General features: G+C 51.1%; 20 protein-coding genes. 2 read left to right on the top strand and 18 right to left on the bottom strand.

Annotated elements, in window-relative coordinates:
- Positions 1–336: 336 nt before the first annotated feature.
- From NY78_RS20745 to NY78_RS24095, 18 genes are all read right to left on the bottom strand, one after another.
- Complete coding sequence (locus tag NY78_RS20745; protein ID WP_043640574.1) at positions 337–1575, bottom strand: class I SAM-dependent methyltransferase; 1239 nt, start codon at positions 1573–1575, stop codon at positions 337–339.
- A gap of 33 nt (positions 1576–1608) precedes the next feature.
- Complete coding sequence (locus NY78_RS24120; RefSeq protein WP_082140151.1) at positions 1609–2367, bottom strand: SDR family NAD(P)-dependent oxidoreductase; 759 nt, start codon at positions 2365–2367, stop codon at positions 1609–1611.
- A gap of 9 nt (positions 2368–2376) precedes the next feature.
- A complete protein-coding gene (locus NY78_RS24115; protein ID WP_082140150.1) occupies positions 2377–3588 on the bottom strand; it encodes a class I SAM-dependent methyltransferase in 1212 nt (403 codons plus the stop codon).
- Between the two features lies 1 nt (position 3589).
- On the bottom strand, positions 3590–4111 hold the full coding sequence (locus tag NY78_RS20735; RefSeq protein WP_047960330.1) for a WbuC family cupin fold metalloprotein: 522 nt from the start codon (positions 4109–4111) through the stop codon (positions 3590–3592).
- A gap of 2 nt (positions 4112–4113) precedes the next feature.
- Positions 4114–5271 carry a class I SAM-dependent methyltransferase gene (locus NY78_RS20730; RefSeq protein WP_043640572.1) on the bottom strand — a complete coding sequence of 386 codons (1158 nt, stop codon included), beginning with the start codon at positions 5269–5271 and terminating at the stop codon, positions 4114–4116.
- Between the two features lie 37 nt (positions 5272–5308).
- A complete protein-coding gene (locus NY78_RS20725) occupies positions 5309–6379 on the bottom strand; it encodes a radical SAM protein (RefSeq protein ID WP_043640569.1) in 1071 nt (356 codons plus the stop codon).
- A 226-nt stretch (positions 6380–6605) separates the two neighbouring features.
- Entirely contained in the window at positions 6606–7265 is a 660-nt protein-coding gene (locus tag NY78_RS20720; RefSeq protein ID WP_043640566.1) for a class I SAM-dependent methyltransferase, read from the bottom strand.
- Entirely contained in the window at positions 7262–7882 is a 621-nt protein-coding gene (locus NY78_RS25660; protein ID WP_269430883.1) for a transketolase family protein, read from the bottom strand. Before NY78_RS25660 ends, NY78_RS20720 begins: the two co-directional genes overlap by 4 nt.
- Positions 7768–8190, bottom strand: coding sequence for a hypothetical protein (locus NY78_RS25655; RefSeq protein WP_269430882.1), 423 nt, complete (start codon positions 8188–8190; stop codon positions 7768–7770). Before NY78_RS25655 ends, NY78_RS25660 begins: the two co-directional genes overlap by 115 nt.
- The gene (locus tag NY78_RS20710) at positions 8183–9028 is read right to left on the bottom strand and encodes a transketolase (RefSeq protein ID WP_082140149.1); all 846 of its coding nucleotides are present in this window, start codon (positions 9026–9028) and stop codon (positions 8183–8185) included. Before NY78_RS20710 ends, NY78_RS25655 begins: the two co-directional genes overlap by 8 nt.
- Positions 8988–10040, bottom strand: a complete 1053-nt coding sequence (locus NY78_RS24110) for an aminoglycoside phosphotransferase family protein (RefSeq protein WP_047960329.1) — start codon at positions 10038–10040, stop codon at positions 8988–8990. The genes NY78_RS20710 and NY78_RS24110 overlap by 41 nt, the downstream gene beginning before the upstream one ends.
- Positions 10027–10662: a hypothetical protein gene (locus tag NY78_RS25345; RefSeq protein WP_053062299.1), complete on the bottom strand. Its 636-nt coding sequence runs from the start codon at positions 10660–10662 to the stop codon at positions 10027–10029. The genes NY78_RS24110 and NY78_RS25345 overlap by 14 nt, the downstream gene beginning before the upstream one ends.
- A 20-nt stretch (positions 10663–10682) precedes the next feature.
- Complete coding sequence (locus NY78_RS20695) at positions 10683–11750, bottom strand: radical SAM protein (RefSeq protein WP_043640559.1); 1068 nt, start codon at positions 11748–11750, stop codon at positions 10683–10685.
- Between the two features lie 16 nt (positions 11751–11766).
- Entirely contained in the window at positions 11767–12411 is a 645-nt protein-coding gene (locus NY78_RS24105) for an SIS domain-containing protein (RefSeq protein WP_231584064.1), read from the bottom strand.
- Positions 12359–13321: a hypothetical protein gene (locus NY78_RS20685; protein WP_043640557.1), complete on the bottom strand. Its 963-nt coding sequence runs from the start codon at positions 13319–13321 to the stop codon at positions 12359–12361. The genes NY78_RS24105 and NY78_RS20685 overlap by 53 nt, the downstream gene beginning before the upstream one ends.
- Positions 13322–13327: 6 nt before the next feature.
- Positions 13328–14848: a PfkB family carbohydrate kinase gene (locus tag NY78_RS20680; protein ID WP_043640555.1), complete on the bottom strand. Its 1521-nt coding sequence runs from the start codon at positions 14846–14848 to the stop codon at positions 13328–13330.
- A gap of 107 nt (positions 14849–14955) precedes the next feature.
- Positions 14956–16386, bottom strand: coding sequence for a TIGR04372 family glycosyltransferase (locus tag NY78_RS24100; protein WP_197084293.1), 1431 nt, complete (start codon positions 16384–16386; stop codon positions 14956–14958).
- A 593-nt stretch (positions 16387–16979) separates the two neighbouring features.
- Positions 16980–18815, bottom strand: coding sequence for a TIGR04372 family glycosyltransferase (locus NY78_RS24095; RefSeq protein ID WP_197084292.1), 1836 nt, complete (start codon positions 18813–18815; stop codon positions 16980–16982).
- 1620 nt (positions 18816–20435) lie between these two features.
- Here NY78_RS24095 and rfbF point away from each other — a divergent pair.
- Both rfbF and NY78_RS20670 read left to right on the top strand, forming a co-directional pair.
- On the top strand, positions 20436–21206 hold the full coding sequence (gene rfbF / locus NY78_RS20675) for a glucose-1-phosphate cytidylyltransferase (protein WP_043640552.1): 771 nt from the start codon (positions 20436–20438) through the stop codon (positions 21204–21206).
- Positions 21207–21274: 68 nt separating this feature from the next.
- The coding region (locus tag NY78_RS20670; protein ID WP_043640577.1) for a GDP-mannose 4,6-dehydratase at positions 21275–21790 on the top strand (516 nt) is incomplete at its 3' end.

Here is a 21790-nt window from a genome sequence, read left to right as displayed (position 1 = left end):
AAACGGCCGTGGCAACGATTTTTTTTGAAAAAGGAGCAGGAATAGGTATTGTGCTATTGTTCACAAATAAGTGTCAAATCCAACAGAGCGCCGGGGACAGACCCGCCGGGGACGGCACTGCCCCGGCCGGCACAGCTCGGGCGCCGGGGCTGACCCATTCCCGGCTTCCAGGTTTGGTCGGCGGTATCGGACCCTTTCCAAGGGCGCAACGACAGAGGCTGCCCCGTGGGGGAATGTTGCTGCCCGGTATTGGCTGCAGTTACTCCCTATCCGTGTTGCTCTGTCCTCTCTGAAAGCCCGCGGGGTCCTTGGCCTGTGCAGTCGCCAAGTGCGTCCTTAAACAAATTGCAGCGTGGGGAGGGGAATAATAAACCGTCCGCCGGCATCCTGGTAATTGCGATTCTTGTTTATTATTGGTTCCGCGTAACGCCAGGCCAGGATGAGCACATTTTCCGGACGATCGTGCATAAGCCTGTCGGGAGAGTAGACGGCAAGACCAGATCCAGGGGCATACAGGCCTATCTTGTCTGGATTCTCGTCAACGATAAATGTCAAATATTCATGTAATCCAAACTGGTATAGCAGCGTTGTGGTCGTGGCGGAAGCGCCGTACCCGACAATGCGCTCACCTTGTTTGATAATTGTTGAAAGATATTCACGCAGTTTTTCACCAGCAATATGAACACTTTTTTCGTAAGCTTGAAGTCCACTGAGCTGATGCAGGCAATGTTGCTTTTCCAGGATCTCGTATTCGGCAATACGCGGACTTGGCTGCCGTCCGCCTTCGGCCATTTGTACGATATAACGGAGGGAGCCGCCTTTGGATTGGGTATGGAGGACATCAATGAGTTCCATGCCTTGCTCGGCGAAAAATCGCTTGAGGGGAGTAACGGAAAAATAGGAAAGGTGTTCATGGTAGGTGAAATCGAAAACAAAATTACGCATCCAGTCGAGCATGTAGAAGCTTTCAAAGATGAAGACGCCATCTTTCGCCAGAATTCGACGAATGCCGTCAACAAAGCTGTGCAGGTCGTCAACGTTGGCCACGAGATTATTGGAGGTGACAATCGTGGCAGGGCCATGTTCGGATTTGATTGTATCGGCGAGGTCAGGCCCAAAAAAGGCAGCCAGGGTTGGGATGCCCTTTCGGGTTGCCCGGCGGGCGATCTCGCCGGCTGGATCAATCCCCAGCACCCGGTGTCCGGCTTGTCTGAAAAAAGTCAGCAACGTGCCGTCATTACTGCCAATGTCCAGGACAAAACTCCCTTCGGCCGGCTGTATGCTCGTGAGGGTGTCGCGGGCATACTGCTCAAAATGGCTGCGAAGGCCAAGGGAGGTTTTCGTTTCATAAATATAGTTCAGGTAGATCTCTTCAGGCATGACGACATCAAGCAGTTGCGCGTGGCCACAGTTGGCGCACAGGTACAGGTCTAACGGGTAGCTTGGCAGATTGCGGGCTTGATCGGCATCAGGGAGATAGGAATCGGCAAGCGGAGTGGGCTGTAAGACGAATGCCTTGGTGAGGTATGAACTTCCACAAAGCCGGCAATCCGTACGCTTATAATGTTTGGCCATAAATCATTATCCTTTCTTCACGAATTGAGCGAACTAAGATACGGTTCCTGTCAAACGTCTCGCTAAGCCTTCCTGGGCCTGCAGACCAATCCCACCATCAATAACAATGTCCTGACCGGTAATGTATGAAGATCGACCACTGCATAAAAATGCTACAAGATCAGAAATATCCTGTGAAGTTCCCATTCTTCCAAGAGGTATGATTTCTTTATAGAGTTTTAGTAAATCTTCTTGGGATTCATAAAAAGAACGAGATTCGTCTTTGAGCACAACAGCTGGAGAGACACAGTTGACTCGAATGCCAAAAGGACCAAGTCGAACAGCATAGTAGTGTGCCATATGGACCATGGCAGCTTTGCAAGCATGATAAAAGACGTCCTGCTCGGGAACAACCAGACGTGCCGCCAGGGACCCTACAAAAACTATGGAGCGGTTTTGACCAGGAGTCATGTCCTTGGCGGCCATCTCAACGATCCGTTGCGTGGCGCAGATACTGGTGCGGTATTCACCGTCAGGATCATCCGCCGGACCGCGGTAACGCTGAAAGAAGACCAATGCAGACCAGTCGCCATAGGTCTCAATGGCTGCTTCGAAGGCTTTTTCGAATGCCTCCGGGTCAAGGATATCACAGCTTGCGTAGGTTATTGTATCTGGAAGTGTCCCAACTGCAGCAGCCGGTCTGCGTCCGAAAGCCGAAACCTGGAACCCTTCACGCGCAAGGGTCAGGGCCGCGATTTTGCCGCTGCCCCGGCTGGCGCCAATAACGAGAGCGTGCCTGTTTGGGTTGGGCATGATTTCCGCTCAAGGCGTGAGTTTGTCCAACTCAGCCATGATGTTGTTGGGTGAACAAATCGAAGCCATACGCAAGGGAGCGGACCAATAGGTCCGGATTTTGTTGCTGACAATGCCCTCGTTTTCCATATTGACTCCAAGCAGGAAGGCGGCGGGTTCGTCCCGCGCTTCCCCACTCTCGAGAGCCAGAATGGGGAGTTTGCTCCCGGGCATGAATCTGCCTTGCTTTTCTGGCTGGTCGTCAACGACGGCATCGAGCAACGGCCCAAGTTTCAGGGCATTGATCACGGTGCAACTGCGGCATCCGGCGCCATAAAGGAAGGTCCGAAAGCCTGCCTCGCGCAATGCTGCCAACCGCTCACGCAGGGCCTTGCCATAGGCTGTGACCTTGTCGGGGTAGGCCAGGGCCTCCATCCGGGAAACGGTCTGCTGCGGGATTTGGCTCGTACTGGTCCGTTTCGCAAGGATGGCCAACGTCCCGCCGCTGAAATTGTACTGGCGCTCGGTTTCGGGCGCGAAGCCGTGGCGAGCCAAAATACCAAGCAGGATGTCGCGGGTAAAATAGCTCACGTGTTCCTCCCAGATGGAGGAACAATCACCGCGTTGCAACGCACCCTCAAAGTCAGGAATATCCACAAAGAGTCGCCCGTCGGGCTTGAGCAGTGCCTGGACTGCGTCGAAGAAATCGTCCAGATCGACAATGTGTTCAAGAACTTGCCGGGCGACGACAACGTCAAATATTCCCATACGCCCATTTTGAGACAACGCCTCACAGGCCTCGCTGAGCATACCCCGTGTGACAGACAATCCTTTGGCTTCAGCGGCGGCGGCGGCCAGTGGGTTCGGCTCGATGCCCTCTACGTGCCCGACCCCTCGTTCACGCAGAAGATCCAAGAAAAAACCATCGTTGCAGCCGATCTCCAGCACGCTCCCCGCCGGGCTCGCGGATGCCGCAACCAGGTCGGCTTCTTCCAAGGCATGGGGCTGCGGTTTCCAGGTGCTGAAACAATAGTTGTAGTCTTTATAGAGCAACTCGGGGTTGATGGGATCGACGATTTGTATGAGACCGCAAAATTCGCATCGATGCAGTCGTAAAGGATGCACAAGAGGATCGGGGTCAGTCCCATGCGCCAGGAAGTTGTGGGCCACCGGCTGCGGACCAAAATCAATCAGTTCGGAAAGCGATGCGGTGTGGCAGGAACGACACGACAGCGTCAGCATGTCACCTGACCTCCTTCAAGGATGCGAGAAACGCACGGAACGTGTTGATCGCCTCGCTGGAATCAGGAGGCGGTGCGAAAGGGGCGAATGCAGAGGACTCAGGGAGGAAGGGCCCCTGGGTGACCTCGTGGAAGACAAATGCTTCACTGAGAAAATGCAGGCAGTGATAGGTGTTTTCAGGAATGCGGCAATAAAAGGGCAATCCTGATGCGTAGTTTCCAACTTCCTGGACGACATCTGGATTCCCGGCCGTGTCGAAAAGAACGAGCAAGGCCCGGCCTTCAATGACCAGAAAGGATTCTTCTCTCCCTATGTGCTTGTGCGGCGGAACAAAGACGTGCGCCAAGTGCACAATGCACATCTCATGCACAGGGTCGTCAAGCTCCCGATGCAGGCACAGCCGTAATTTGCCGCTGTCGTTGCGGGCCGCACCGTCCTTCAGATCGCGGATGTCGGATTGGGTCATGAAGCGTACGGGTTCCGCAGCCGTGCGGACCTCGGCGCTGGTTTCGATATGGCGCATGTTCACAGCCCAATGTCCGGTTCGTTTCGAAGAAAGGAGACATATTGCTGCCCGCGTCCGAAAAGGGCGCAAAACTCATCGAGTTGTTCGGGCGCGGTTCCAGCAGCCATGGACCGTATGCCGCCAGCGTAGTCGCGAAGCGCCGTGGCCGTTTGCGGGGAAAAGTTTGCCGTGAAGGCGGCTATGGCCTCCACGTGCTTGGCGACATCCAGCAGGATTGGCGGATGTAGGGCAGATTGATGCGCCAGGCAGAGCGCGAAAATCGCGTCGCAATGCTTTTTGAGGACAGCATTGTCCCCTGGATTTCGAGGTTCCCAGACGTACCGATGATCCAGCAGGTTGTGCAGATTGCTGGCGTAACAATCCCGGGCTCTGGCGTTGAAGTCGCGGGCTTCTCCGAACAAGGATTTGTACCATCGCCAATCCGTCATAAAATCGGGCGAGCTTCCGTGGAAGGTGAAGCTGTCCGCGAGTGCGTCTATGGCTTCGGCCAGCGAGTAGAGCTTCCCGACAAAGGGCTGCAGTATGTTGTCGAGAATCCAATCCGGGTAGGGACGACTCATGGCCGGCAGTGTATCCAAATGCGGTTTGAACACAGGGAGGAGCATCTCCACCTGGCTGGCGAGCGATTCGCTGCTTCCGGCCAAGAGAGCTTGCCCATATATTCTTCGGAGCAGATCGGCCAAATAGGAGATGCTGTCAGCCGCCGTCATGACGAACACCCCGCCGGGCGTCGTATGGGCTGCAACTTTGCGGGTCATCGCCGCAGGATCGTTTTGCAGGGGGATGACGCCTTCGCACAGGACAAAATCGAAGGTTTCGCTGGAGGCGAACGCTTCGATGAGCGATTCAACAATGCGGGGACAACAGGCCGGCGCATGCCTCGCGAGATTGACGCGAACCTGTTCCAGGCCGGTCGGATTGCCATCCACAAGTACATAGGTCGTCGGCCCAAGCCGAGCGAGATGCACGGCGTTATGGCCGCCTCCGGGACCGAATTCGATCACCGATTTTCCGCGGACATACGAAGGAGGGATGCCAAGCAGACGGAGGAGCGAGGATCGCCGCTGCATATGCTTGGCAATATCCGATATGTCCTGAGAAACAGGTGAGATCTTGTTGGCCGCGTAGTAGTCAATAAACGCCCTGGCGACAGGCATGTCGTCGCTCCTTGGTATTTCTTGTCCTTAACAGAACTCAGACAAAGGGAAGATGTTGGGGAGATGCGTCAAGATAGTCGTGCAGCATCTTGTTTTTCCCGTTGGCAACACAATGATGGTTGCAGTCACGAGCTGGATTGACCTTGAAAAAAGTGGACTTTTCGGAGGACCAGAATGCTTTGAACCGTTCTTCGCGCAATGACCCGAGGATGCCCGTATCAAGGTTGTAGGCTTTGTCCTGGCAAGTATAGACGTTACAGTCGGCGCCAATAACGCAGAGCATTTGCAGGAAGGGACACCACGTATACTCTTTTTGGAATTTGTCCTCGAGCTCGTGGTAGGAGTCAAACACTTCGAAAGCCGCATCGCTGAGATCCTGTTTGGCCTGCCGGGACTGCTCCTTGGCTATGTCGAAAAACGGTTTGTGATAGGCCTTGTTGACGGCGCCGTCATTGCTCACGATGCAAGGTGATATCTTGACGCTATCGACGCCAATGTCTTTTAAACGACGCACCTGGGCAAAAATTCTGTCGTGGTTTTCCTCGTCGACGATGAGGCTGACGCCCAGGAGGCAACCGCCGCCCAGACGCTTGAACGCCGCCATATTGGCCATGATCCTGGTGTATTCGCCGGAGGGAACGCCACGATAGCGGGTGTAGCTCTCGTCGTCCCAGCCATCCATGGAGACGCGAAGCCAGGTGCCATGGGCCGCGAAAAGTGCCGCAACGGCATCCTTGAGGAGAGCCCCGTTGGTGAGTGCGGCAAAACGAACGGATGACTGCGCCAAGGTACGGACGCTTTCGACGATATGCGGGTAACTGAGAGGTTCGCCGCCTCCGCTGAAGGTCACGGCCTGGACGCCCATGGAGATGATGTCTTCCAGGATCTCAGCCATTTTGTCGCGGGGGATCATGTCGCCGATTCGCATGTCCTGGCCAAGCTGCAACCCTTGCGCGCGATAAGCGCAATAGCGGCAGTTATGATTGCACCGGTTGGTCGGCTTGAGGCGAATGTGCACAGGCGGCAGAATAGCGCCACTCTGTTGCGGCAAGGAATCTATCTTGTTCTTGTAATGAAATATCTTGAACGGTGTGTAAAGAAGAGGCATATTATACCGCCTTGCAGTTGAAAACGCAGCGAGCTTGTTTGTTTTGTATCCTGGACATTGTCAACCCACTGAACTGGCGTGTAGCGTCCTGTTCGGTAGTTTTTATGAATCTGTGGTCAGTGTTTGTCGGTTGCGCGTGTGTTGTTACTGTTTCGGATGTTGTGTTTTGCGCAAAATCGTGCATCTCGCATTGATACATCGGGGCGCACGACGCCACTAAAAACGACTAGAATGTTATGAACTCATAGTCGCCACTATACCCAAATTCGGAGAAAAGCCAGCGCCAGGAATCGAAGCTCAAAAATGTTTCGGCAGTGAGCGCCCAACACTGGAGGGCAAACAGTTCCGTTTCGTTTCGATAACTTTCGATGCAGACATAATGCTGCCTGCCAATGCGCTCGATTTCCTGTAAGGCCGGCTTGAGGTCCTGGAGCGGTAAGTTATGCAGCGTTGCGATGGAAAAAACAAGATCGAACGTTTGATCTGCGAAGGGCATGGCGTCTTGCGCGCGATGCAGCGACAACCTGTCCTTGATTTCGGGCTTGGCGTTTTCTATGGCGTAGCGCGAAATATCGCACCCAGCCACCTGCGCTTTCGGCAGCAATTGGGATAACTCATAGAGAAGATAGCCCTTGCCGCAACCGACTTCGAAGATGCGGGCATCTTGAGGCAAGTTATAGGTCTGGATCAAATCCCTGGCCACGACATTCCAACGGCCGTCATAGTGATAGCCGCCGTAGCCGAAACGTCTGTCGCCGTCCCAAAACTCCCGGTCGTAGCATTTGGCGATCTTCATGCAGCCGATCTTGTCGTCCTGCATCCGTCCGAGGAAATCTCGCTGCGTTTGCTTGTGCAGCTTGTTGTAAATAAAGAGTTCCCGGTTCATAGGGGACATCCCAGCAGATCTTGGACGGTCCTTGCAACGTCTTGGGCGGTGAGCCCATACGCGGCCATAAGCGAGGCCTGAGAGCCGTAATCGTCAGGAAAACGGTCGGGAATGCCTAGCCGGCGGAAACGTTTGCCGGAAAAACCCGCCTCCGCGAAGACTTCGGCTGCGGCGCTTCCCAGCCCGCCGATAACCGAGTGCTCCTCAATGGTCAGCACCGCCCGCACCGGGGAGCAATGATCCAGGAATGCCCCGGTGTCGAAGGGTTTGACCGTGGGCATGTGCAAGAGGGCCGTGGAAATCCCCGCAGCGGCGAGCAGCCCGCACGCTTCCTTGGCCAGACCGAGGGTGATGCCTGTGGTCACCAGGAGCGCCTCGCCCCGTTCACTATAGGAGATGGCTTTCCCTATGGCAAAGGCACGGGCGGCGTCCGTAACGATGGGGTCAAAGCCCTTGGCCAAGCGAATGTACATTGGCCCGGGGTAGTCCACGGTAAGCGGCATCAGCCGACGCATTTCCTCGGCATCGGCCACGGCGACAACGCACATGCCCGGCAAGGCGCGCATAAGCGCCAGATCTTCGATGGCCTCGTGGGTGGGACCCAACGGCGCATACACCACCCCCCCCCATTGCCGATGAGGCGCACCCGGGCGTTGTGCAGGCAGACGTCGATGGCAATTTGCTCGTAGGCCCGTCTAGTGAGGAAGGAGGCAATGGTATTGACATAGGGGATCTTCCCGCTGAGAGCCATGCCAGCGGCCATGCCGACGACATTGGCTTCGCTTATGCCTTCCATGAAGAAACGCTCGGGCATGGCTTGGTGAAATTCGTCCAGGGTGCCAACGCCCAGATCTGAGCCGATGAAAACGATCTCGGAGCGCTCTTTGGCCAGCCGGCAGACTTCCTGCAAACAGAGTTTACGCATGGGCATTCTCCAACTCGCACACGAGGCGCTGGACCTCTTCTTCCGTGACATTACTCTTATGATGCCATTTGAGGTTGTGCTCCATGCACGGGAGTCCGCAGCCCTTCACTGTATGGCAGATGACCACGCTCGGTTTGCCCGGGGTCAGGGGAAGCGCCAGAAAGGCCTCTTGGAGCGCCTGGATGTCGTGCCCGTCAACTTCCTGCACGGCGAAGCCGAACGCCTCCCATTTCGCGGCATAGGGCTCCAGCGGCAGAACCTGCTGTGTCGGGCCGTAAGACTGTAGCTTATTGTAATCTATAATGATAGTAAAATTGTCGAGACGATGCTTGGCAGCGCAGAGGGCAGCTTCCCAGACAGAGCCTTCATTCGATTCCCCATCGCCTATCAGCACGAAGCTCCGGGCGCCGGTCCCATCAAGTCTGGCGCAGAGGGCAAACCCCACGCCAATGGATGGACCATGCCCCAGGCTGCCGGTCGAGGCCTCCACGCCGGGAATCTTGCATGCCTCGGGATGTCCGCCCAGGATGCCGCCGGGCTGGCAGAAGCGAGTGAGTTCCTCCTGAGGAATATACCCTTTATCGGCCAAAATGGCATATAAAGCGAGGCAGCCATGCCCTTTGCTCAGGATGAAGCGGTCACGGTTCGGCCAGGTGGGCCAAGCCGGATTGAACTGTAAAACGTGGTCGTAAAGGACGCGCAGGATTTCCACCAAGGAAAATGCCGAGGCAGGATGGCCTCTTTTGGCACAACCAAGGGTCTGGAGGATGATTTTGCGCAGCATGAGAGAACGTGTATCAAGTCTGCGCATCGTCTTGCATTCCGTTGTCAAGGTCATAGGGAAAGCTCCGATGATGATCCATAAGAAGAGTGAGCATGGCTCGCGCCTTGCCAAGTTGAGCCATGCGGACGGATGTGATTTCCAGATTCGTGGTTGTCGCCAGACGCCGACGGGCAAGACCGGCCGGGCTGAATTCGTTGAGCAGAATCATGCACCATTTCAGACCAGCGAGCAGGTAGATCGCCGGGAAGCGCCGCCGGAAGTCCCGGGTTCCGAAGGAACGCAGCATACTGGAAAAGAAGCGCTGCTTGGCCGATGCATCGATTTGCATTCCTGGATGCAGCAAAAAATCGGCAACAAGTTTGGCTGGATCATCCAGGCCAAAATATTCAAAGTCCACAAAGATGATTTCCCCGTTCGCATGGCGAATGGCATTGTGAAAGCCGAAATCGGAAGGGCTGAGCGTCAACTCCGCGTGCGGGAGCACGGTTGGCGTTCCCGCAGCTTCCATGGCGCCAAGGGCGGTGCGGCGGATGGTCCTGAAGGCGGGGACAAAATGATCGATCAGAAACGCCCGGAGCTCTGCCGCACATGGTTCATGCGTTTTGAAGGATTCCACGATTGACAGGCGGGCACTGATCTGGCGGTCGAGGCAACGGCTGGACAAGCTGGCATCCGAAGCTGGCCTTGTCCATTCGCCGGGATGGGCGTGGTGGAGCCTTCGCAGCTTGGCGGCGAAATCGGAAAACGCATCCAGATGGGCCATGGCGTCATCAGCCGCGAGTTGGCTGCCCGGAACAAATTCGTAGAGGGCGAGTCGTTGCTTGCGGTCCAAGTCCAGCGGGCGCGGCACCATGTGCAGTCCATGACGTCGCAGAAAGGTAAAGCCATCAAACTCGGTGCCTATTCTGTCGCGCGGATCATCGGCTAGACTGGGATACCATTTGGCGACAAGCGTCGCCCCACTGACGAGGACGACCTTGCAGGATCGACTGTTTTTCCCACCGCTTAGTCGGGTAATCGAGGCCACAGGTTCGCCAACGAGCGGTTCAAGGTCAGGAAAGTGCATGGCGCGTTGCCCCGGTTCCGAAGAGAAGGCTGCGGATTTCATCCCAGGACTGGGTAAGCTGCGTCCCCGGGAGGAGGCCGGTGCTGGCCGGTGAAAAAAAAATGCGCTGTGTGAGCCGGGGAAAGCCGTCGTCAAGGAGTACTTCCGGCAAGTCGTCCACAAAATGCGTGCAGCCGAGGTCGTGGATGCGTCGGAGTTTGGCGGCCCGTGTTGGTTCGAAGTAGACTTGGGCGGGGTTGATCCGACCGTGGGCAAACAGACCGTGGCGCTCCATGAAGCCAAGCGCACAGCCGTGCAGATCGACGCCCCTCGGATCTGCGGCAGCATAGCGGGTTTTGTGGCTGACCACAAAAACGGGGGCGTCTGCTGCGGTGCAGGCATCCAAGAATGCGACGAGGCCTGGGAAGAGCCGGGCTTCGTGGATGCCGCTGCCGTAGGCAACGGCCTGTAAGGCCTGCCAAGTCTTCTCCCCGCCGCTTAAAGCGCGTACAGCATCACGCACGGTAGCCTTGTCGACCGGAAGGGATGCATCGATCAAACCCTTTCTCACAGCCAGAGCATGGAACAGCGCATCGTAGGATACGATCGTGTTGTCAAAATCAAGACCAACTTTGCGTTCCACTGGAGATGCCATATCGTATCTCAGATAAAATTCACATGGGGACCCGGATGCGTCAGCTCCCAAAGATAGGTATTGACCGCATCCATACGACAGTTCACGCGGCACTGAGTGGGGTCGAGGGACTCACGGCACCAATCCAGAGAAGCCTGGCGACGTTCGCCCTTCCATATCTCCGCGAATGTTTGCTCATGGATGTTGCCATACAGGAAGCGTTCGTTGCCCATATGCATGCTGCATCCCCAGATGTTCCCCCCTGCGTCGAGATAGGACCAAAATGGCAGTGAAAGGCAACGCGCATAATCATGGCGCTTGTCATCCCATTTGTGCATGGCGCTCAGACGGAAAACAACCTGAAACGAATCATTGCTCAGGCCGTCGAGCTCCTGGGCGAGTGCCTCATATCCAGCATAGGCCACGTCGGCATAACGGGTTGTCTTGCTGAGCGGGTGCTGGGAATAAGGCTTTACAACAATGTAATTGAGTCCAATATCGCGGCAACGCTTGGCCAGGCTGCTGATTTCGTTTGCGTTGTCAGGAAGGAGTAAAGCCTGCAATCCCAAGGTGCAGCCCGAGCCCTGTCGTTCGCGGATGGCCACGGCTTGTTCCAAGTTGTCAAAGACACGTTTGAAGTCAGCGGCGTTGGTACCATGCACGCGGGCGTAGGTTTCGGGTTCGCCGGCATTGCAACTGACCTTGATCCAGGAACAGGCGGGAAGTATCTGCTCACTGATTTCCGGCCTCATGAGCACGGCGTTGGTCGTGATAGCCACATCAATACCGGCCTGCTTGGCGTCAAGAACAATGCCGCTTAGGGCCTTGTGCATGAATGGTTCGCCTTCGCCGGCGAGCATAATGCTTTTGAGTCCCAGGCGGGCCATTTCTGCAAACCGTTCGCGCAGCAGTTCCCGCGGCAGGAAGCGGGGCTTATAGCCCATGAAATCCAGACCGCAAAAGATGCAGCGGTGGTTGCAAGCGCCCGCAGGACTGATCTCCATGTACAGGGGAATGATCAGGTCGTCCTGGAGCCATTGGTGCACACGGTCGACGTGAAAGAGAAGCTTGTGCGAATCAATGCGATATTTGTCCATGAGTTCTACTACGGCGTTACGTGTTCGTGGTAAGTGCCATGAGGTCCATCCAGTAGTGCAGGATGGCTGCATGGCTGGTCTCGGCCAAGCCGTAGGTACGGGCTGGTAACCAGTAGTTCAAGTCGCCCATGGTACGAATGCTGTTGCCGGAATCCATGGCTGAAAGCGTGACAATGAAAGCCCCTGCGTCTCGCGCCACGTTGACGGCCCGGACAACATTGGGCGAATTGCCAGAACTACTGATGGCTACAAGCATGTCTTCGGGATTAATGCAGCGCCGTAAGGGCTCGGCAAAAACTTCCGCAAAGGAGATGTCGTTGGCAACAGCCGTAAGAAGGGACATGTCCGTAAAGACTTGCGTGTGGACATGAGCATTTTTGGCCAGGTCGGCGGACATATGGCTCGCCATGGAAGCGCTGGCACCGTTGCCGATGAGATAAACGGTCTTGCGGTTTGAACGGGCACGAACGGTTTGGTTCGCCCAATCCTTAAACGATTTGTCTGCGACGAGGGCCTGTCCAGCCAGATCCGTGGCACAAAGATTTTCCAGCAGCTGTGTGATGACGGCAGTGTTTTCCAGCCATGTGGGCCCGACGTTGCGATTCTTGTCAGAATGTTGAATCTCGGAGTGCGGTCCAGAGCTGGGGGATAGTTTCGGCATGGCTTCCTCGCACATAGTAGCTGTGACCTTTCCCAGTAACAGTACGCACCAGCATGGTTTTCCAGGGGCGGAAATAGTACAAAGGGGAGTCCTTGGTCGGCACCATGCCAAGTGCTTGCGGAAGTGGATGCAAGTCGCAGACCAAAGTTGTGAATTCTTCCACGCGCCGGTCAACGTGACGGGAGACATTGCGCACCATGGCCAATCCCTTGAGAAAAATTTCCGGAGCCATGACTTGGCTGCCGAAGTTCATAATCACACCATGGGATAATTTTTGCAAGCACTCGGTAAAAATGAGGAAGTCCCGATAACTCATTTCCCCCGAGGCAGCGGCGTCAAAGTTCGGGTGCTCGTGGATGATGTCGTGGCCCATGCCGACATGCACTGTCACGGGTATTCCCAGGCGGTAGGCCTCGGCAAAAATGCTTATGTCCTTATGCGGATAATCGCCTTCGAGGATTTCGCGGCCTACTGCCTCGCCAAAGCCTAGCCCTGCCACACGTGAGGAAGTGATAATGTCGTTTAACCTGCCGGTTTCCCGCCAGAGCCCGAAGCGCCCGTCCTGGATATAGCGGGCCACACTCTCGGTCGTGGCCCCGATCATCGCCAGTTCATAATCGTGAATGGCGCTGGCGCCGTTGGTGGCGAGGCAGGTCAGGTAGCCACGGCGCATGATGTCAATAATATAACGCTGGACGCCACTCCGGATGACATGCGCCCCGAACATCATGATGCCGGCTGCCTTGGAACGGGCTCGGACCAAATCATTGGCAACTTGGCGCAGGTCCGGGGAAATGCTGTCTGCCGCAACGATGTCCCTGACGACAGAAAGATCAAGATCATGCTGCCGCATTGCCAACGGCTCAAGGACGAGGGAGGTCCGATCGAATTGTTTATAATGTGAAGCCATAGTGTATCACTTCAGCAGAGATTTCAGGTAATTTAAAACCGCGATTGGCCCAATGGAGGTCTGGTTGCCAATATAGCTGACAGCCAAACTGCCGACGGTATTGCCAATGAAACCGATAGCTTCCGGTTTGGCGCCAACCCGCGATGCCATGGCCGCAACTGAGAGAAAGGCATCACCCGCCCCGACACGGTCGACTACATTTGATACAAAGGACGGGACTTTGGCGAATGCCCCGCCATCGGCGAGCACAGCGCACCCCTGACGCCCCATGGTTGTCACGAAGTTTTTGGAACCCATGCGCGTGGCATGGTGCTCCATCATGGGGCGAAGGTTTCCTACGGTATCGCGCATATCGAGGCGGATTTCATGCTCGGCAAGACTCACAAAATCGGCATGTGAATACTTACTGATGGTATGAAAGCCTCTGTTTCCCGCATTTGCCTGTGTATTAATCGCTAAATAGGGAGCATGTTCACAAATAGTAGAGATCATACTTCGGCTAATGGCCCCATGGCCGAAGTCTGCCACGAGAACAAGATCATAATTAGGCATGATGCTTTTAAGTTTACGGCAAAGAAGAGCGTCAAAATCGCTTGGTAGTGGGGTCTCGTCCAGTTCGTAGACCTCGATGAGCTTTGTGAAACTGTAGCCTTCGACAATGCGTCGTTTGACGGTTGTCGTGCTGTTGTACTTGGTAAGATATTCTGCTTGAATTTTTGGATTAATGTTTGCGGCTATGAAGTCTTCGTAGCGTGGTTGATCGCCAAGAATAGTGATCATGCAGACTTCTTGGGCAAAGTTGGCAACGTGATTGGCCACGGCGAGGACTCCGCCGGCGAAGGTGTCTTTGGACTGCGCCTTAACTGCCAAAATTGGGTCTTTGGACGATTTGCCGATGACCGAGCAATATTGATACTCGTCAATTATGGTGTCTCCCAGTACAAGCACCTTGAGTTTCCCCATTGCATCGAGCATGGCAGTGAAGTAATCAAGATCATAGTGTTCACGAAATATTTTCAGATATTCCTGTAAATCTTGAGAAAGATTTGATAAATACCGGTTTATAAGATTTGTAGAACTAAATACAATATCACCGGCAAAAGCAATTTGTGCACCAATTTCTTCAACAACAGCGGCTTCCCTGCTTATCTTTCCTGTCGGGTCTTCGAGATTCTCAAACTCCCGCCCCTTCACGTAAACATCTGGCCTGATGGAGCGCAATGTTTCTTCGGCAGTGGCCCATTCGTTGATGGCAGCGTAATCCACTACATCCAAGGCGGCTAAAGCCTCAACGCGCAATTTTTCGTCAAAAGCAGGACGATTTGGTCCCTTGTCGACAAAGCGGTCAGGCGTACAGGTGACAACTAAAATGTCGCCATGAGACTTGGCCTCGCGAAGGTAGCGGATATGTCCAATATGCAAGAGGTCAAAGACCCCGTGACAGAGCACAATCCGTTTGTTTTTTGATTTCAAGGTGCATATTATGTCTGCCAGATCTTTTATCAAAAGAATTTTTGATTCAATCATAATGTGGACCTGCTGGCGAAACCATGGTTGCATGGTTTAAGTTAAAGGTTATCAAAAAAATATACTGTGCAGTGCTAATGATACACAGGTGTTAAAAAAGCGACAAGTTAGAGCAGCGACATGTGCATTTGCGCAAATTTAAAAACAGTTTTTTCTGTGCCTTTAAACGAATATTTGTGTAAAAATCTATCGTTGACATGGAGCCATTTGTCTTGAATCGAATTATATCCGAGAGGCACTGTAAAATTGCCGTCAATCCTATCGAACATTTCGTCAACAGCGTCACAAATGTCACTGGAAGTGTTAAATACTGGAATTATCCCGAGCTGGTCAAGGAGAGCGGGGTTTAGCGTATTTGTAAAAGGAGTTTCTAATAAACTGTCAACTGTTAATAATTGTCCTGATTTATTTTTATATAGTATCGGAACTCTTAAGCCTTGAGAATACCAATGCGTCCTAAAAAGAAATGCATTTGTATAGATGGTTGGGACATTAAAACAGGGGGGGACAGCGAGTGGACCCGAACTCGTTCCGATGAAAAATTTAGAAGCGCCACATATGTACATGTCGAGAAAAGGAGTTCTTGCAGCATTGTGAGCTAGGTCAACTACATTTTTCATAGTTGGCAACGGCGGCATATTTTTGTTTCCTATTCTTACGACATATCCTCCCCGTTTAACAATGTTTGAAATAGCCTTATAATATGTAGTAATGTCAGCGTTGCACAAATTACGACTTGAGTGTAAATCTTCGCGAACATGCATCCCGACAAACCAAGCGTCTTTCGGGATTCCAAGTCGACTTAATTCTGATTTGCCTTGTTGTTGTTCTTCTTCAGAAAGATTTAAAACAGGGCTGGAAAATTTCTGTTGCCATTTTTGTTCTGCCAAAAGGGCAGCTTCAAAGAGCCCAACAATGCGTCCATCTGACAGAGGAATGACGCTTAAGGGGAGTTTAGCATGTGCAAATGCCGAGTTGTTTAATTCAGATGGTGGGATTTCAATATAGGGGAACAAAAGGGAAAATTTATCAAGTAATGCTTTATTGGCTGCCTGTTGAGGTTTGTTAATGCAAATTTTGAATCTTGTTCCAATGCCACTGTGTTGCAATTTGTAAATAGCTTCTAAGATACCAATGTGCCCGATGACATCTGTGTAGTCACTGGAGACAATTCGTAAAGGAGTGTTTGAAAGTGAAGAGGAGCTCAGACGTTTGTCATTGTCAATCTGAGCCTCCTTTCTTATGTCAAGCGCAATATCCATAAAGCCAATTTCGCCTAAGTAACTAGAAAATATCAAAGCAATATCTAAAGGTAAGTCATGATTCTTGTGAAATGACCAGTATATTAAAGATGCGCATTCAAGGATCTTTTTGTCATCGATGAGGATTTTTGCAATTTTTGATGCATCGTAAATATTGAGGTGGACATTTTGGAAAGCGGGAAGAATGCGACAATCTATTGTGTTGAGTGCTTGTGCAATTTTCTCAATATTAATTGTTGAGACTGCTGTGGTTTTATTGAAAGAAGAGGTTGTCATAAGCATCCTTGCGCGTCGCAGCTATGTATTTATAAACTTTATATTTTAATGATAAGATGGTTGACAGCGTTATTCAATATGAACAGTATTAAATATAATTACAAATAATATTTGTAAAAAAGGTCAGATCGTATTGCCATGCATAGAAGGTTTATCTTGAAGATTTTTGAATTTAAAGTGAGGGAGGTCCCTTGTTGTAAATGTGTGCATGTTGAGCCCATGCAGCTTTGCTTTGGCAGGCTGCTGTTCATGGTGGTGACTTCGTTTGTATAGTGTGCAAAAAAGAGTTACGACTTTAAGTTGTCGGATTTTATGTGGTTGTGAGTTTGTTGCACAGAATATAGCAAATTCAGTACGATTTGTTAAGTCCTTTGTGCTCTAAGTTATAAGGAAATATTCTTAGGTGGGTCATCTTAGCCACTTTTTCGTATTTTTACTGAAGTGGATTGCACGTACAGGAGTAATGCTATGTGCTAAAAGAGAAGTAAACGCCATTTTAACACTTTTCTGCTGTAAAATTGTGCAGTATGTCATTTTTTGATAGTATATAAATGAGCGCACGAAGAGTTAGTCACTGTTATATCTAAGTTGTTTCAGTCTTTGTGTTTACTTCTGCTGTTCGCTAACTCTTGTTCGTAGTCGGCTAAAAGATAATGTGAAACAATACGATCTGGTCTTGCATATTGTCTGTAGCTGTTTCTCGATTTAATTTTTTCTTTTAATATATCACAACTGTAATAAGAAGCCATCATTGCAATTTGAGCATAGCGATCTTGAAGTTCCTCCACTAGGGGAGAAGGAATCCATTCTCCGTTCATGATGGATAGCTTTTCTTTAACTGCTAGTAAAATTTCATCAGGAGAGTTACATTCAACATAAATGCCAAGGTCATCAAATGAAAGCTTAGTGTATAACTTGTGATGCCTAGCCTCTTTTATTGTTACACGTCGTCCATCTTTATAGTAATACTTTTTCGGTAAAAAAAGGGCACCAGTTTCATAGGCATTCTGTGGCACAACAGGTCCTATCCAGTCGGTATAAAGTAGATTACGATGGAAAATTCTTGATAAAACATCTGGACCAGATCCAGTGCTTATGCATAAGTCGCAATTGCAGAAGAGCCATATATCTAAAAATTCAGAATCATAGTTGCTGGCGTAATCAATAATGCGATCGGAACTCCATGAAAGCGGCGTTTGGACTTTTTTCCCGGTCCTAATTATATAATATCCTAGCTCTACGAGGTATTCAGCTGCCAGTTTGTAATTGTCTTGAGATGTAAATCGGTAACGCGTGTGTATGGGTTTGTACATTTTTCGGATATCTGCTTCATATGCTTCATCCCGTAGGTGTAGGCAAATAAATTTGGCGCCTCGTGGAACTCCAATAGCTTCTAATTCACGACTGGCCTGAAGTCGTTCTTTTAGAGAAAAAGAAAATGGAGGGATTGATCTGTTTAATTGGCCAAAGGGATCAGTATATAACTCCGGGTGTTTTATAGATAGTTCAGGGATTTCCATGTAGCTTGGTAGATTGTATTTTAAAAATTGAGGGGCAATTGGATGGAAGTCAAACACTGTAGTCAATTTTTCTACAAGATAAGAGTTAGACATGAAGATGTCATAGTCAATCCCGACGTAATCTAGTGATTCACCTGTCAGACCTAAAGATTTATAGGCAAGATATATTGAGGAATTCAAGGCGAGGTGACCAATGGCTTCTGTCGGCAAACGTCCAAATCTGATCGGTGCAATAGTATGAATGGAATCGGCTATGCCAATACCTTCATTAATTTTATCGGAGGATAAGACCCCCTTTTGCTCATCCATTTGAGTATTTATCCAATTTGAAAAGAAATTCCAAAGAAAAATGCGAGCCTTCTCTTTATCCCAAGCTCTTTTCGCCAAGCAGTGGGGACATATCCATCTAATTGTTCGAGAGTCTGTTGAAATAAATCCACTATCCAAAGAGTATATTGATGTGTTACTGCATGATGAGCATGTATCATTCCAGACAGCTTTGTATGAATTATCTAATAAGAATGGATTAGCTTCTGCCGGAGATGCCTCACATGTTTCGATACTACCGGTTGTCATCCAGTTTGCAAACCACTTCATTGGCCATTCGTCTGGAATAGTGCAAAAGCAATCATTGACGTCGCTGGGCTTGTTAATGATTCCAAGGTGCACTTTTAGTGCTAGGTAAAGGCAAACATCATGGTCGTTAAGTGACGGCAGGATTTTTCGATCATCGATTTTTTTGGATAGTAACTCGATGCTACTTTCTTTTAGTCCAAGCGCAAGCAAATAGGTTGCAATTTCAAGGACGTCTGGTACGGATTGTGCTAATGGTACGGCATTTTGTATTAGAGTTATTTGGTTTTTAATGGGAAGTATGCCTATGATTTTTTTTATTTTACTTAGTTTCATGATGTCTCCTTGACACTTTCGCATTAAAATTTCATAGTTTAAAAACATGTGTAAAATATATGTATCAATTAATGACATATTTATGAGTATTTTTAGTTTTTATCTTCTATAATGCAATGATTGCCGCCGACAAATAGATCTATGCAAAATGGGTTGCCCCGATCTTTTTATACCGAACCGCCTATATCCGGCACCAGTTAAACCAAAAATGGCAGGCTTCTACGCCCCACGGGCATGGTTTATAAGAAGTTTCTTCCACATTCTCCCATTGTTCTTCGCCGCGAGAGCGCACATGTCCTTCCCATTCGTCATACTCAGCCAAAACACACTTCCAAGGTTTCAGAAAAAGTCCGACTGCTCGCCTTCTCTGAAATTTCGATGAATTGCTCCCGGACTGCCAAAAACTGCTTTGGGCGACGCCTTCAATTGAATGCTGGTTCCAACACAGACACGATGGCAAAAAAGACAATACGCGCCTCAATCTATTTTCTGCCTCTTCCAACCTTGCGTCGATGTTACTTATCACCGTCTTTCGTTGGCCTGGGGTTCAAAGGCTCAACGATCTTCCAGAATGCATTTAAAACTCCTCCTGATTTTGTGCGCCGATGCTTGTCACCATTGCAGAAGATATAGTAAATTAAATTTAAGTGAAATTATATTCATAAATAAGCGCTAAAAGGCTATAGATTTTTGACGTTGTGCCTTTAAGATTGTGCGACGTTTCATGAGGAAAACAATTTTCATGCAGCTGCAAGATTGCATATTTTACACGTAACTTATGAGTATTCGTTATTTCTGGATTCTTATAGAATCGAAAATAAGTTATTGGATGCATTAAACTGTCACAACGATGTCCTTGTGTGTTATATTTGATTGTTAACGCGTCAATATGGTGCATATTAAATTTATTTTGTATCGATACTTCTTGCGTTTGTTGTTGATAGAACTGCTGAATGTAAAACAGACTTGACTGGGTGAGCAGTTATCCTCTGAGATAATTGGCGATATTGTTAGGCCAATATTTATCGTGAGTGGGGTGCTGTCATGAATTGATGTCTTCTCTTGAGTCGGTTATGCTTATAGTGTACAATGATTGTGCACAACAGTCCTCGCTGCGAGGAATTTGTAGTCGGATCCGCTTGGCTTTTCCTGGATCGCCTGCTTCAATATGTGGGAATACCTTCCAGGGGTAACATTCGAAAAATAAGGAATTTTTATTAGTGATTTTTGGACCAGCCCCAGATTAAACCTCCGGTACAATTCTGTCGAGCGGGGAATCGTTGGGCTTTATTGGAATTGCCGCTCAGGTGGTGACCTGCCGTCCTTCTTCGGGCGAGTCGACTTCTCAAGTTTCGGATGGGCCGAAAAGTCCCGGGCAGGTCATGCCCAAGTTCTTTGCTCTAGAAGTAGGCTATCTTCCACGCAACCCTCTGCGAGGATAGAGCGAGGTGGCCTGTGGGTATTTTTTCGCAGCACCCTGGTCTCGTAGTGAATTGACTGGTCCCAAGAATGTCTGACAGTGATTTTGGGGCGTTGACTGGTCGTAACCATTATGGAATACTTTTTTTTTGGGAAGTGCTTGCGAGTTTCACAATTCCTTGAATAGATGAGAGATACCTCATGAAAATAGTGATTTTAGCCGGCGGTCTTGGCACCAGGATTAGTGAAGAGACGCAGATTAAGCCTAAGCCTATGGTGGAAATTGGCGGCAAACCGATCTTGTGGCATATCATGAAGATATATTCCGCCCATGGATTTAACGAATTTGTCATCTGTTTGGGGTACAAGGGCTACCTGATTAAGGAATATTTCTCGAAATATCATCTCCACATGTCCGACGTCACGTTTGATATGAGCAATAATTCGGTTGAATATCATAAAAATTCCGCCGAGAATTGGAAAGTGACACTGGTCGATACCGGTGACGCCTCCATGACTGGCGGACGGATTAAGCGCATCAGGCCGTATTTGGGTGATGACGATCTTTTTTGCATGACCTACGGCGACGGACTCGCCGATCTGGATATACCCGCTGAGATCCGGGCGCATGAGCAAAGCGGAGCCTTGGCCACCCTGGTCGCGGTGCAACCTCCGGGCCGCTATGGAGCCCTGGCCCTGGACGGGGATCACGTGCTGCGGTTTGCCGAAAAGCCCAAGGGCGACGGCGGATGGATATGTGGCGGGTTTTACGTGCTTTCGCCGAAGGTGCTCGACTACATTGAGGGCGACGCCACCATATGGGAGCGTGAACCTCTGGAGCGGCTGGCCCGTGAAGGGCAGCTTCATGCCTACCGGCATACCGGTTTCTGGAAAGCCATGGACACCTTGCCGGACAAGCAATATCTTGAAAACCTGTGGGATGGGGGATCGCCCCCATGGAAAATCTGGTAGCCGGCACTGGTTGTATGGCAGAGCCGTCCGACAACATCCAACCGTAAGAGGACCTGTTCGGTTATTTTATGAAAACTGCAGTTGCCTATGCCGGCAAACGAGTTCTGGTCACGGGACATAGTGGATTTAAGGGGACGTGGCTCTCGCTGTGGCTGACACGTCTCGGGGCCCAGGTGTTTGGCCTGTCGCTCGATCCTCCGAGCAATCCGGCCATGGCCGAGCTAGTCGGGCTCGATGCCCTTGTGCCCGGAGCGCGTCTGGACATCCGTGATGCTGCGGAACTCGCTCGCCAAGTGGCTGCCTGCAGCCCGCAGGTGGTGTTCCATCTCGCGGCCCAGCCCCTGGTCCGCCCTTCCTACGCGGATCCCTTGGGCACTTTTTCCACCAACACGATGGGCGTGGCCAATCTGCTCAATGCCTGCCGCAACGTGCCGTCGATCCAGGCCGTGGTGATCGTAACCAGCGATAAATGCTACCAGAACAACGAGTGGTGCTGGGGGTATCGCGAGACCGACCCCATGGGCGGGCACGATCCCTACAGCGCGAGCAAGGGGTGCGCCGAACTGGTGACCCAGTCATTTGCG

It is taken from the genome of Desulfovibrio sp. TomC, assembly GCF_000801335.2.
Lineage (GTDB): Bacteria > Desulfobacterota > Desulfovibrionia > Desulfovibrionales > Desulfovibrionaceae > Solidesulfovibrio.
Note: the sequence above shows the minus strand (reverse complement) of the source record. Positions and strands in the feature narration are given on the sequence as shown.